9 protein-coding genes, 3 tRNA genes and 1 pseudogene are annotated in these 13,320 nt (G+C 66.4%); 4 read left to right on the forward strand and 9 right to left on the reverse strand.

Annotation, left to right across the window (positions count from 1 at the left end; all coding sequences use genetic code 11):
* From DBR36_RS17540 to DBR36_RS03625, 3 genes and pseudogenes are all read left to right on the forward strand, one after another.
* Positions 1-612, forward strand: a pseudogene (locus DBR36_RS17540) (gfo/Idh/MocA family oxidoreductase); the annotation flags it as partial.
* A 40-nt stretch (positions 613-652) separates the two neighbouring features.
* Positions 653-1,861, forward strand: coding sequence for a chromate efflux transporter (chrA, locus tag DBR36_RS03620; protein WP_108317612.1), 1,209 nt, complete (start codon positions 653-655; stop codon positions 1,859-1,861).
* A gap of 104 nt (positions 1,862-1,965) precedes the next feature.
* Complete coding sequence (locus DBR36_RS03625) at positions 1,966-3,549, forward strand: AMP-binding protein (RefSeq protein WP_108317613.1); 1,584 nt, start codon at positions 1,966-1,968, stop codon at positions 3,547-3,549.
* A 152-nt stretch (positions 3,550-3,701) separates the two neighbouring features.
* Here DBR36_RS03625 and DBR36_RS03630 read toward each other — a convergent pair whose 3' ends face one another.
* From DBR36_RS03630 to DBR36_RS03660, 9 genes are all read right to left on the reverse strand, one after another.
* Positions 3,702-5,762 carry an MDR family MFS transporter gene (locus DBR36_RS03630; protein ID WP_258222537.1) on the reverse strand — a complete coding sequence of 687 codons (2,061 nt, stop codon included), beginning with the start codon at positions 5,760-5,762 and terminating at the stop codon, positions 3,702-3,704.
* A gap of 389 nt (positions 5,763-6,151) precedes the next feature.
* Positions 6,152-6,370 carry a hypothetical protein gene (locus DBR36_RS17245; RefSeq protein ID WP_146185210.1) on the reverse strand — a complete coding sequence of 73 codons (219 nt, stop codon included), beginning with the start codon at positions 6,368-6,370 and terminating at the stop codon, positions 6,152-6,154.
* Between the two features lie 896 nt (positions 6,371-7,266).
* The gene (locus DBR36_RS03635; RefSeq protein ID WP_108317614.1) at positions 7,267-9,060 is read right to left on the reverse strand and encodes an ABC-three component system protein; all 1,794 of its coding nucleotides are present in this window, start codon (positions 9,058-9,060) and stop codon (positions 7,267-7,269) included.
* Positions 9,050-9,286 (reverse strand): ABC-three component system middle component 6, encoded by a 237-nt coding sequence (locus DBR36_RS18815; RefSeq protein ID WP_375136051.1) that lies wholly within the window; start codon positions 9,284-9,286, stop codon positions 9,050-9,052. The genes DBR36_RS03635 and DBR36_RS18815 overlap by 11 nt, the downstream gene beginning before the upstream one ends.
* Positions 9,283-10,038 (reverse strand): ABC-three component system protein, encoded by a 756-nt coding sequence (locus DBR36_RS17545; RefSeq protein WP_181373464.1) that lies wholly within the window; start codon positions 10,036-10,038, stop codon positions 9,283-9,285. Before DBR36_RS17545 ends, DBR36_RS18815 begins: the two co-directional genes overlap by 4 nt.
* Before the next feature lie 319 nt (positions 10,039-10,357).
* Positions 10,358-11,119, reverse strand: a complete 762-nt coding sequence (locus DBR36_RS03645) for a DUF5677 domain-containing protein (protein ID WP_146185211.1) — start codon at positions 11,117-11,119, stop codon at positions 10,358-10,360.
* 688 nt (positions 11,120-11,807) lie between these two features.
* Positions 11,808-11,880 (reverse strand) — tRNA-Phe (locus DBR36_RS03650).
* A 64-nt stretch (positions 11,881-11,944) separates the two neighbouring features.
* A tRNA-Asp gene (locus DBR36_RS03655) sits at positions 11,945-12,018 on the reverse strand.
* Between the two features lie 30 nt (positions 12,019-12,048).
* Positions 12,049-12,121: transfer RNA gene (locus tag DBR36_RS03660), tRNA-Glu, on the reverse strand.
* A 213-nt stretch (positions 12,122-12,334) separates the two neighbouring features.
* Between DBR36_RS03660 and DBR36_RS03665 the strand changes: the two genes are divergently transcribed.
* Positions 12,335-13,320, forward strand: a 986-nt coding sequence (locus DBR36_RS03665) for a peptidase M23 (protein WP_108317616.1), incomplete at its 3' end; no start/stop codon positions are given.

Below are 13,320 nucleotides of genomic sequence, written 5' to 3' on the forward strand. Positions count from 1 at the left end.
GTGCTGCTCGAGGCGATGCGCACGGCGTACGACCCCGGTCTCGAGGCGGTGCGCGCGCTGCTGCCGCGGCTGGGCGCGATCCGTCGCGTGGCGCTGCGGTACGAGAAGCGCTCGGCCCGGTACGACCAGGTGCTCGCCGGGGAGCAGACCAACATCTTCGATCCCGCCCTCGGCGGCAGCGCCCTGCGGGATCTGGGGGTGTATCCGCTGCACGCGCTCGTTCGACTGTTCGGCGTCCCGCGCAGCCTTTACGGCGTCCGCGTGGGGATCGCGTCGGACACCGACGGTGCGGGCAGCGCGCTCGCCGCGTACGACGGCTTCGTCGCCGACGTGGCGTGGTCCAAGATCACCGACACCGGCCTGCCGAGCGAGATCCAGGGCGAGGACGGCACGCTCGAGATCGATGCGATCGACGCCCCGCGCCGGCTCGTGCTCACGCCGCGGGGTGGCGCCCCCGAGGTGACGCTCGTCGACGCGCCGTCGAACCCGATGGTGGGCGAGGTCGCGTTCTTCCGCGACGCGATCGCGGGGCACGACATCGCCGCCGATCAGGAGGCGACGTCCCGGACGCTGCGCCTCGTCGACGCCCTGCTCGACGTGCCCCTGTCGTAGGGTTCACCCGTTGTTTCCCCCGCGGCGGGAGGATACGGGGATGCAGACTCCGACCGTGCCGCGCGCGGGAACACCCGGCGAGGTCTTCCTCGCGTTCCTGCGGCTGGGTGTCACGTCGTTCGGGGGCCCGGTCGCCCACCTGGGCTATTTCCGCGACGACCTCGTCGTGCGCCGCCGGTGGATGGACGATCGCGCCTACGCCGACCTCGTGGCGCTGTGTCAGTTCCTGCCCGGCCCCGCCTCGAGCCAGGTGGGGTTCGCGATGGGACTGCAGCGCGCCGGCGCCCTCGGGGCGCTCGCGGCCTTCGCCGCCTTCACCCTGCCGTCCGCGATCCTGCTGGTGGCGTTCGCCGCGGGTGCCGCGCTCGTCGTCGGTCCGGTCGGCGAGGGGGTGCTCGCGGGGCTGAAGATCGTCGCCGTCGCGATCGTCGCGCACGCGGTCTGGGGCATGGCCCGGACGCTGACGCCCGACGCGCGTCGGGCCGGGATCGCCGTGGTGGCGCTGGCGATGGCCCTGCTGCTGCCCGCGGCGCCGGGGCAGCTCGGGGCGCTGGGTGTCGGCATCCTGGCGGGTGTCCTGCTGCTGCGTGGGATAGAGGAGTCGTCGCCGACGACGCTGCCCCCCTTCGGCGTCCGGCGCGGCGTCGCGATCGCCTGCCTTGCGCTGTTCGTCGTGCTGCTCGCGGTGCTGCCGGTGCTCGCGGCGACGACGGGGTCCGGCGCGGTGGCCCTGGCCGACGCGTTTTACCGCGCGGGGGCGCTGGTCTTCGGCGGCGGCCACGTCGTGCTGCCCCTGCTGCAGGCCGGGGTCGTCGAGACCGGCTGGGTCTCGGCCGAGGCGTTCCTCAGCGGTTACGGTGCGGCGCAGGCGGTGCCGGGACCGCTCTTCACCTTCTCGGCCTACCTGGGGGCCGTCTCGGACGTGGGACCCGGGGGCGTGGTCGGCGCGGGCCTCGCCCTGGCGGCGATCTTCGTCCCGGGCTTTCTCGTGCTGGTCGGCGTGCTGCCGTTCTGGGACGCCGTGCGCGAGCGACCCCGGGTGCGCGCGGCGATGCGCGGCGCGAACGCGGCGGTCGTCGGCATCCTCGGTGCCGCTCTGTACACCCCCGTGTTCACCACCGCGATCACGGGGCCGGGTCCGCTGCTGCTCGCGGCCGTCGGTTTCGTGCTGCTGACGGCCTTCAAGGCGCCCGCGTGGGCGGTCGTCATCCTGGGCGCCGCGGGGGGCGTCGTGCTCGCCTTCACCTGAGCGGCCGCCGAGAGCCGGTGTCGCCATGGGTGACACCGCGTCTCACCGGTGCCAGGATGAGCGCACGGCGATGACGCCGCCCGCGTTTTCGAGGGAGAGAACCCGTGTTCCACAGCCCGTACCCGAGTATCGAGATCCCCGACCAGAGCATCTACGACTACCTCTTCGCCTCGCTCGACGAGGCCGACCTCGACCGCGTCGCCCTCGTCGACCCCTCCAGCGGCGCCGAGACGAGCTACCGCACGCTGCGCGCCCACGTCGACGCGTTCGCGGGCGCGCTCGCCGCGCGCGAGGTGGGGGTCGGCTCGGTCGTGGCGATGCTGTGCCCGAACGTCCCGGCCTTCGCGACGGTGTTCCACGGCATCCTGCGGGCGGGGGCGTCGATCACGACGATCAACTCGCTCTACACCGCGCACGAGATCGAGAACCAGCTGAGGGATGCCGCCGCCACCTGGCTCGTGACCGTCTCGCCCCTGCTGCCCCAGGCGTCGGCCGCGGCGCAGGCGGCGGGCATCGCCGACGACCACGTCATCGTCCTCGACGGTGCCGAGGGTCACCCCGACCTGCGCGCGCTGCTCGGCGAGGGGCGCACACCGCCCGAGGTGTCGTTCGACCCGGCCACCCACGTCGCCGTGCTGCCGTACTCGTCGGGGACGACGGGCGTGCCCAAGGGCGTGATGCTGTCGCACCGCAATCTGGTCGCCAACGTGCACCAGTGCCGACCGATCATCGAGATCACGCCCGACGACCGCGTCCTCGCGGTGCTGCCGTTCTTCCACATCTACGGCATGACGGTGCTGCTCAACCTCGCGCTGCGTCAGCGCGCGACGCTCGTGACCATGCCGCGGTTCGACCTGATGGAGTTCCTGCGCGTCGTGCAGGATCACCGCTGCACGTTCCTGTTCATCGCGCCGCCGATCGCGGTCGCCCTCGCCAAGCACCCCGCCGTGGACGGTTTCGACCTCTCGAGCGTGCACAGCGTGTTCTCGGGAGCGGCTCCGCTCGACGGCGAGACGGCCGAGACCGCGGGCCGGCGCATCGGGGCGCGGTTCTACCAGGGCTACGGTATGAGCGAGCTCAGCCCCGTGTCGCACGCCATCCCGGCGGACTCCGGCTTTCCGGTCAGCTCGGTCGGCGTGCTCATCCCCGGCTGCGACGCCAAGCTCGTCGACCCCGAGACGGGGGCCGAGCTCGAGCAGCACGGCGACGACGGTCTGACCCCTCCCGGCGAGATCTGGGTGCGCGGCCCCAACGTCATGCTCGGCTACCTCAACCGCCCCGACGCCACCGCCGAGACGCTGGATGCCGACGGGTTCCTGCACACCGGCGACATCGGCGTGCACCACGTCGACGGCTACTTCACGATCGTCGACCGGCTCAAGGAGCTCATCAAGTACCACGGCTATCAGATCGCCCCGGCCGAGCTCGAGGCCCTGCTGCTGTCGCACCCGAAGATCCAGGATGCCGCGGTCATCGGCGTCCGCGACGACGAGGGCGAAGAGATTCCCAAGGCCTTCGTCGTGGCCGCGCCCGACGCCGAACTCACCGCCGATGACGTCATGACGTTCGTCGCCGGTCACGTCGCCCCGCACAAGAAGGTGCGACGCGTCGAGTTCATCGAGGTCGTGCCGAAGTCGACGTCGGGCAAGATCCTGCGCAAGGACCTGCGCGCGCGCGAGGCCGTCTGAGAACGCCGAAGGGCGGGGCGTCGTCGTGACGGCCCCGCCCTTCGGCGTTTCAGCATCCCCCTCGTCCCACTTTTGGCGGTGTGTGTCCCACTTCTGGTCGGTTGGAGCCCTGCCGGCCGACCAGAAGTGGGACATGGATGCCGGATGCGTCCTCAGGGGGTGAGCAGGGCGCCGGTCTGCGCGGCCGCCTCGTCGGCGGCGGTCTCGTCGTCCTTCTTGGTGCGGCGCTCGTCGGCGGCCTCTTGCAGAGCCGACTTGGCGCGCAGCGGAGGCGTGCGGAAGAACAGCGCCAGCACGAAGGCGAGTAGCACGACGCCCATCGCCGTCCAATAGACCGTCGTCGCGGACGAGTTGAAGCCCACGAGGAACGGCTTGGTCAGTCGCGCATCGGCGCCGACCAGGAACGAGGTGTCGTCGAGCGTCGAGCCACCGACCGCGGTGCCGCCGTCGCCCGAGGTGAAGCGGTCGGTCAGGGTCGTCGCGACCTGGTCCACGAAGGCGGCGCGGTCACCGGCGTTCGAGAAGTCCAGGCTCACGGATCCGTCCGAGCCGACACGAGCGACGGGGACCTGCTGCTGGATCTGCGCAATCGCCGCCGAGATCGCCTGCGCGATCGCGGCCTGGGTCGCCTGCGCCTGCGCGGCGGCCGGGAGCTGCCCGGCGGCGACCTGCGCGGCCACGGCCTGGGTCGCGGCATCCCGAGCCTGCTGCACACCCTGCTGGACCTGCTGGGTCACCGCGTCCTCGGTCTGCGTCACGATCGGGGTGTAGATCGCGTCCATGATCTTCTGGTTCGCGGGGGCCGACGAGACGGTCGGATCGAAGGCCGCGTCGAGGGCGTCGGTGAGGGTGCCGCGGTCCGAGAAGGAGCCGATGATGTTCGAGGGCATCAGCGTGAACAGCAGCGACAGCAGCACCGCGGTGCCGAGCGTTCCGCCGATCTGGCGGAAGAACGTCGATCCGCTGGTGGCCACGCCCATGTCGCGCACGCCCACGGAGTTCTGGCTGGCGATCGTCAGAGTCTGCATGAGCTGACCCAGGCCCAGACCGATCACGAGCATGGCGATCGCGACGTGCCAGTACGGGCTGTCGTACTGCAGGAACGTCAGCAGGAAGAAGCCGAGCGACATCAGCGCGGTGCCCAGGATCGGGAACATGCGGTAGCGACCGGTGCGCGCGATGATCTGACCGCTCGCGATCGACGCGATCATCAGGCCCAGGATCATCGGCAGCATCTCGAAGCCGCTCTCGGTCGGCGTCGAGCCGAGCACGAGCTGCAGGTACAGCGGCAGGGTCAGCATCGCGCCGAACATGCCGAAGCCCACGAGCACGCCGATGATCGTGGCCATCGAGAAGGTGGGGGAGCGGAAGAGCTTCAGCGGGATGAGCGCGTCATCCTTCATCTTGGTCTCGGCGATGACGAAGGCCAGGATGCCGAGGGCCCCGACGACGTAGCAGGCGAGGGCGATGGGCGAACCCCAGCCCCACTCGCGGCCCTGCTCGGCGACGAGCAGCAGCGGCACGAGGGCGACGATGACCGTCGTCGCGCCCCACCAGTCGATGCGCACAGAGCGGCGCGGCTGCTGCGGGATGTGCAGGAACCGCCAGACGATCGCCAGCGCCGCGATACCGATCGGGACGTTGATGAGGAACACCCAGCGCCAGCCGGTGATGAAGAGGATCTCGCTCGCGCCGGCGAAGATGCCGCCGACGAGGGGGCCGATGACGCTCGAGATGCCGAACACGGCGAGGAAGTAGCCCTGGTACTTGGCGCGTTCGCGCGGGGCGAGGATGTCGCCCATGATCGCCAGCGGCATCGACATCAGGCCACCGGCGCCGAGGCCCTGGATCGCGCGGAACGCGGCCAGCTCGGCCATCGAGGTCGAGAAGCTCGCGAGCACCGAGCCGACGATGAAGATGACGATGGCGATGAGGAACAGCGGACGGCGGCCGAAGATGTCGGAGAGCTTGCCGTAGATGGGCGTCGAGATCGTCGAGACGATCAGGTACGCGGTCGTGACCCACGCCTGCAGGCTCAGACCCTGCAGGTCGTCGCCGATCGTGCGGATCGAGGTGCCGACGATCGTCTGGTCGAGCGCGGACAGGAACATGCCGGCCATGAGGCCGAAGATCACGAACATGATCATGCGGTGCGTCATGACCGTGTCGGTGGTGCCGGTGTGCGCGCGCCGGCTGCGGGTGATGTCTGACATCTGTCCTCATCGAGAAAGGCGAGGCTCGGTCGCGTGGGCCGGGCGTCAAGTATTTGCTGAAAGTCAACAAATAGTAGCGCTGTCCGGTGGCGCGGCGTAACCACCGGCCGCTGTGCGAACGCTATGTGCGCGTCGCGGGGCGCGCGCCGGGCGTGCGCGCGGTCACGAGAACAGGGCGGTGTATCGCACGCAGGGCGATCGCGCCGCAAGTGGCCTGTTCTGGTCGCGCATCCTGTTCTCGTGACAGGAAGGGCGGGGGATGCCGACGCAGAGCGGCATCCGGGAAAAGCAAAACCCCCGCCATGTAGAAGCTAGGCGAGGGTTTCTGGGCTGACTGTAATGATCAGCCGTGTGGCTCCGACGGGCGTCGATCCCGTGACCCACGATTTTCAGTTGTATGCGCCGGGTTTACGGATGTCAGTTGGTGCTCGATTGCCGCGCAATTCCGAGGAAGTCGTGCTCGTTGGTGATGGCTGCTTCTCGATGGTTTCAGCCGACTTCCCGGCCCGGAACCGGCCCGGTGGCTTGCGAACTACGGTTTGCTCGAGATGATCGACGGTAACGATGACGTCGCGTCGACCCACTTCCTGGCCGCGGGCGAGATCCACGCAGCGAGATCCATGGCGAACTGGAGATCCCTGCTCAGATCTCTTGCATGGATCGGTTCGTGATGGGCCGCGCGGTTGCGAACAAAGTTGAGCTGTTGCATACGAAACGCAACTTGTTTCTGCCGGCTGCGGAGGTCGGGGTCACCCGCGGGGAACGCGTGATGAGTGGCGGGAACCCAGAGCGCCGTCAGATATCGAGACTCCACGAGATAACGCCAGAACCCGAGTGGGAGTTCTGCGATGACACGCCCATGCACCTCAGGTCGTCGACCTCGTCGAGTTGCTCGATCACGCGCCTTCTGGATGTCCGCAGATCCCTGCTGATCGAGAGGGACGACGTCGAGCCACGATGCCCCGGAGCGTCGCCGATGTGCCCAGTCGCGGAGCTCCCGATCGAGCGCGTTGCGCGTAAGCACCTCGACCATAGACGTAAGCTCCATGACGCTCGCTGCGGCGCGCATGTTCCATTCGTAGAGGGCGAACGCGTCGGAAACATCACCACCGCTCGCGCGCAGGTACGAACCGAGGCGCTCTGCTGTGACTAGAGGGAGCAGTTCGCTGTGCAAGTCGGGCTCGGAAGGGCCGGATGCAATTGACACTCAGCCTCCATGACGTAAGCTCTTTTACGAAGACCCCGGAACGATCACTGGCCTAGCCATATCGCCGGGGTTTCGTCTTGCCCATGACTCGGCTAGGCTCCCGGCCCTTTGGGCGCTTCGCGTGACGAAGTCACCGGGAGCCTAGCCGAGTCATGGGCATCGCCATTCGAGGCTCGCGCGGGTCTAGGCAAGCCAGCAGCCGCAGCAGCCGTGAGAACCGCGCAGGTCAGATACTGTTCAATCCGGCCGTCGACCCGGTCAACCTGGGCGCCCCGGAACCGGCGAGTGGGCAGTGCGCTACTCTTCCGCGACCTCATCATCGACGAGGACTTCGAGTGTCGCAGCGGCGTCGGCCTCGGCCTTGACGCGCACGCCGAACAAGCTGCCCGCGGGTGTTGCGTCACTGAGAGTGAGCACGGTGTTGCCACGGACCGTCTCCTCGGTCTGCAGGTCTGCCCAGGGAATCTTGTCGCTGTTGAGTGCCGCGATGTATTGATAACCGAAGGACCCGGCGGATGCCACCGCGATCTCCAATGCCTGCGCTATCTGTCTCTCATCCACGTCCGCGAACAGCAAGCTGTCGTGGATGAGGAAACCAGGCCCGAGGCTCTGTTTCGCGAACGACTCAGAGATGGCGATGTTGTACGCGAAGATCGCCATCTTGTCGACTCCGTCCGACCCGCCCTTCGGTAGCTTCATTTTGAGCTGTAGGCCGCTCCGGCGCTGTCCGATGGAAATCTGAAGCTCGGCCTCGTCCCCGTAGAGCAGCTCAAGTATTTCGGCAAATCGATTGAGGATGTCCGATCGCCGGTCGAAACGCTCGGAGAGGTCGCGACGTGTTCGAGCAGCCAGGGTGGCCTCGTCCGACTTGAGCTTCACCCGTCGCGCGCTTACACGCCCCAGCTCCTCCAGCTCAAGTTGATATGTCGAGACTTCGGTTTGAGTGGCTGCGAGTCGCTTCTGCAGCTCCGCAAAGTCCTCGAGAGCGCCGCCGGAGTTGAGGATCTGCATCACCTCGCCTTGCCGGTTTCCCAGGTCTGCGCGGATGGTGCGCATCGCTTCGAGGTCGTCAGAGAGCCGTGAGATCTCGTCGTGCAGGTAGTTCGCTCGATTGGCCGAGACCTGAACATAGAAGGCTTGTGCCTCTTCCAGCGACCGGACCACAGAATCGCCGAGCACTACCCCCGCTTCTCCATAAAGTTCGGCAATCCGGCTTTGACCTGTGGTTGTTTCCACCTCGAGCCTGCTCTCGTAGAGCGCAATGAGTTGCTCGGCGGAGATAATGTCGTTGGTCAGCTTCTTGATGCTGGATGCATTGCGATTCGCTTCCCGTTCGACCGTCTTGTACTCCGGGACGATGGAGAACTCCCTGAGCTCTAGCTCGAGCGCCGCGGCGCGGGACTTCGCCTTCGCAAGACGGGACTCTATCGATGCAATCTTGTCGTCGAGACTGATGTCCTCGACATCCAATGCATCGAGTCTCGCAACGTCTGCTCGCAATGAGGCCCAATCCGCCGGGAGGCTCCAGTCGAGGCCCAGGAGATAGGCGTTTTCCTTCTGAAGTTGTTCGGCACCCGGATTCTTCACAGTGCGGAAAGGGTCTATGAACGTATCGGCCTTGAACCGGACGAAGTGGCGGATGAGGCTCCGCCACGTCGGGGTCTCTGCTGGCACGCCTCTTGCAGGAAAGCTCTGCGACTCCAGCCACCGATTCCATGTTGCGGTTCCAAGTCGAAGAGGCTGATCGTCGAGGACGTTTGGGTCCTGCAGGCCCGCTCGTTTTCGGTCCCCTGTGACCTCGATCTCCGAGGTGTTATCGGGCGATCGCGTGACAACTAGTCGCGCGCCGTTCCGTGTTTCTAGCGCGAGCGAGAAGCGCCATTCTCGGCCAACAGTGGGTTCCAGTTGCCGCGAGAGTTGTCCGCCCAGACAGAAGTCGACTATCGAGATAGTCGTAGATTTGCCAAGCCCATTGCGACTGTCAGTCTTAGTTGACTCCTTTTCCCGCTCCGCGACGATGAAGCTGGCGGCGTCGTTGAAGTGCACGTCGTGGAAGCCCTCGAAGTTCGCCGTCAGTGACTCAAGCTTCATGAGTACTCCACCGGAGTGTTCCCAACTCGAACCGCACAGCGCCGAGCATGAAAAGCAGGCTCATCGCCTCGAGGAAGCGGTCAAAAGGGGCGTCGGGGTACCGAGCGCTGAACCGCACCCATGTTTCGCTAACCGTTGATTCGTCAGTTGGTCGGTCTGCGAGCATCTGCGCCCCTTGGCCGAGAAGCGAATCTGATGCGGGCGTGTACTTGTCGGGGAGGATCATGCGGGTGGGCTCTCGAAGATGTCGCAGACCTCGAAGAGGTGTGCGAGAACAGCGGCTGCCGCGACTTGCAACAGAAACCGTCGATCTAGCGAGTCTTGAGGGGCTGCGGCTGAGGTGGTCGCGAAGGTAATGAGGCCGAGGAAGACGTCATCGGGAGTCGCTCCGTCGGACCGGAGGCGTTCGAACTCAGCAAGAAAACCGCTGCGCAATCGGGCGGGGAACGTAGGGACAAGCTGACTCTGCCGTCGAAGAAAGTCTGCGACCATGCCGGCCTGAGCGAGACCTGTCGTGAGGTGGGGGCGCACGCGATCCGTGAGGTTGTTGTGGTCCATCTTCTTGCCTGGGTCCATTGCGACCATCGGCGTCGAGGGGGTCCCAAGCGTGCCGTCTGCGTATGCGTTACAGATGAGTCCGATCTCCGCGAACGAGACGGAAACGACTGCGATGGCGAGGCGGTCTCGCACTCCTCGTTCGGCAGCGGCCTTCCAGGTTCGAAGGTCTTCGGCCGAGAAACGGTTCGGATCTTTGTCGACGAGAGTGTGATGCGTCGGGCACATCACGATGAGGTTTTCGTACGCGTCTCGGGCTTTCGTGCTGAGGTTCGCATTACCTCGGGGGCCGCCGGTCGCCGACGCCTCGATGTGTGCGATCTCTCCCAAGATAGAAGGTGGACTGCTGCCGTAGTCGATGAGGGTGAGCGTGCACCCCGGGAACGGGCACACATGTCCACATGAGATGAACAGCTGCTTCACCGTGCTGTCCAGATACGACCGTGCCATTGCTCCCCCTCGGATTACCGTAGGGGATTCCCTCCATGAATCGATAAGCCGAGCCTCCGTGTCGCCGCCGAGGAGCGCCCGGACCGCAGCGGAGCGAGGACCGGACGCACCGCAGGTGGCGGTGCCGGCCGCAGGCCGGCCTTGAACGAGTAAGAAAAGTTCTCACAATTCGGTCCGAGCCAGCTACTCCGCGCAAGAATGCACGAAATTGATCATTTGCGGCGGCGTACCGCGGGCGGGGCTTGTAACGATCGTCGTACTGCACCGAGTGGTGGTCGCCGTGCCGAGTTGGTCAGTCGTGATGTGCTCGCTGAGACGCGGGCCAGTCCTCGTCGTAACGTAGGGGAATCTTCAGCCTGTCTGAGTAACGGTCGAGCGCTTCGAGCCGTTCGGTGTCATGCATCATGTGCGCCAGCACCCAGGTAGCCCCCATCATCGCGAACGCAAGGGCACCTACTGTCACGTTCCCAAAGCCGTCCTCGGCACGCCCGGGGTCGAGTATGAGTTCGTCGTTCTCGACTGCGAAGTACCGGGTCTGGCTGCCGGGAGTTACATGGGTGACTTGGGAGAGCACGGCGTATGTGGTGTGAAGATACAAGTGTGCGGGGTCCAGGATGTTGATGATCTCCGAGAACTTTGGCATGCCCTTGGCCCCTGGCTTGGTTGCATCCTTCGGAACCAGGTCGAGATACGTGGGGTCGTCGTTCCACTCAGCGAGGCTCTCGAATAGCTTCTTGCGTTGGTAGTAGCTGCCCTTCTCGAGTCGGTCCAGACCGTCAACCCTGAGGTACGCGTACTGGATAGTCATCGCGTACTCCAGGGCGGAACGCGCGAGGACCTGGGCGTCGATCTCCAGACCTGCATTGAACAGATGCGCTCCGGCGCGCACGAACCGTGCTACCTGATTGATCGGCCCCCAGAGCATGATGAGCGCTCGGCGATTGGCGGCGGGGAGGCGCACGCTTTCGCGGTCACTGAAGTGCTGCAGGCAATCGTTGAGAAACCTCAAGACCGCGGCTCGATGCGCTGCGCTGTCTACGAATCCGTCAACCATAGGAGCACCGTACGCGTGGATTGCGTACGGGGGTCCCCTCGTCGTCTGTTGAGGCATTGGGGTGCCGCAGGCCCCTCCGGCGTGTGACTCGCGCGCGCGGCCGGGTCCGCGGAAGCTCTTGTGCTGTTGACTACGGCATAGGCCCGAGTATTGGGCATTTTCCTAGTCGTCGCCCTGCCGCCAAATCGGTTGAGATAGCTGCAGCTTCGCCTACTGCTCCGCCGAGATCGACCAGATCCAAGAGCGACACGGAGGGGAACGCTGCCAGGATGAGCTCTACATCAGGGCTAGATGACAGCTAACTGGTGATTGCGGACACCGTTCCGTCGGAGTGCCGCCGGACGAAGCCCTGTGAGCTTGTGTTCTGCGCTCAAGCGAGGTCTGAAATGACCGGGCGAGGATCGTGGAACTTGTGAGCGTCAGCCGACAGCAGCGCGCGAAGGTCCGCCGCTGCCCCATGACGACCTGCTCAACTTCGTCCCCGGTTCGTTCGACGAGCTGCAGGCGGCGTACGTCGAGGGACTGATAGATGCGCCGATCTACGAAGCCGCTCTGGGGGCGCTCCGGGCGCAGGCTCTGGCCGCTCCTCAAACGTCCCGGCCCATTCCCGGCCCCGCCTGCGCCGACGAGTGACGCAAGCAGGCAAAGAAAAAGGCCCCTTCCCAGTAGAAGCCTGAGAAAGGGCCAGTGGCTCCGACGGGCGTCGATCCCGTGACCTCACGATTTTCAGTCGTGCGCTCTACCAACTGAGCTACAGAGCCGAGCGGCATGTCTGCCGCTTCCTAAGCGAAAGGCCTTCTCGAAAGAAGGCCCGTCGCTGTGGAGCGACCCTGACGGGACTTGAACCCGCGACCTCCGCCGTGACAGGGCGGCACGCTAACCAGCTGCGCTACAGGGCCATGCATTTTCAATTGTACTTCACCGGAAAGTGACCCCAACGGGATTCGAACCCGTGCTACCGCCGTGAAAGGGCGGCGTCCTAGGCCGCTAAACGATGGGGCCGGATGAGCCTGAAACCTTGAGATTTCATCCTCGCTTGCCGACGACCGAGCCTACTTCACATCTTCCGAGATTGCCAATCGGGGGCGTGGCGTCCTGTCGTCCGCGCGTGTCGCGGTCCAGAATCAGTAGTTAACAGCGGGACTCGCCCTGTTGTCCGTGTGACTCGTGTTGCTACTGTGGGCCGAGTTGCGACCGGTGAGATGAGGTAGTCCCGTGACGCTCGAGCGCCCCGAACAGACAGACGACTGCGGCTGCGCGCCCACTGCGAGTGAGCAGCGGCGCCTGTGGCCCACCTTCGACCGACGCCACGCGCTGAAGCTCGGCGCGCTGGGCGCCGTGGCTCTCGGTGCGTTCGGGGGAGCGGCATCCGGAGTCTTCTCTCCCGCCGCAGCGGCGGACTACCCGTCGTGGGCCGACGTCGAGGCCGCCAAGGCGAACGAGGCGGCCAAGGCCGGCGAGATCTCGCGCATCCAGGGGCTGATCGCGGGACTGCAGTCCGAGGTCGCCCGCACGCAGGCCGAGGTGCAGGCGCGCTCCGACGAGTACTTCGCCGCCCAGCAGGCCTACCAGGACGCCGACTACCGCGCGCAGCTGCTGCGCCAGCAGGCCGACGCCGAGGCAGCCAAGGCCACCGATGCCGCCAACAAGGCCGGCAAGGTCGCCGCTCAGCTCTACCGTTCGGGGGGTGACGACACCTCGCTGAACCTCTTCTTCGCCGGCTCGGCCGCGAGCGCCGACGATCTGCTCGCCAAGCTCGGCACGATGGACAAGCTGCTCGAGCGCAACCGCTCGGTGTACGCCGCGGCCGTGTCGGCGCGTGACAGCGCCAAGAACCTCAGCAGCCAGGCCGACGATGCGACCGCCGAGCGCGAGCGTCTGCGCGTGATCGCCGAAGAGAAGATGCAGGCCGCCCAGCAGGCCGCTCAGGCCGCGCAAGAGGCCCTCGCCGCGCAGCAGGCCAACCAGGCCGTGCTCGAGGCGCAGCTCGCCGCTCTGCAGGACACCACGGCCAAGACCGTCGCCGAGTATCAGGCCGGCGTCGAGGCCGAGCGCAAGGCCCGCGAGGAGCGCGAGCGTCGCGCCCGCGAAGAGGCCGCCGCCCGTGACGCCGCCGAGCGCGCGCGCCGCGAGCAGGAGGCCCGCGACCGCCAGGCCGCGGCTGCCGCGAACAGCGGCGGCGGTGGTGGCGGTGGTGGCGG

Origin of the sequence: Microbacterium sp. HMWF026, from assembly GCF_003061325.1 — a bacterium.
GTDB lineage: Bacteria > Actinomycetota > Actinomycetes > Actinomycetales > Microbacteriaceae > Microbacterium > Microbacterium testaceum_E.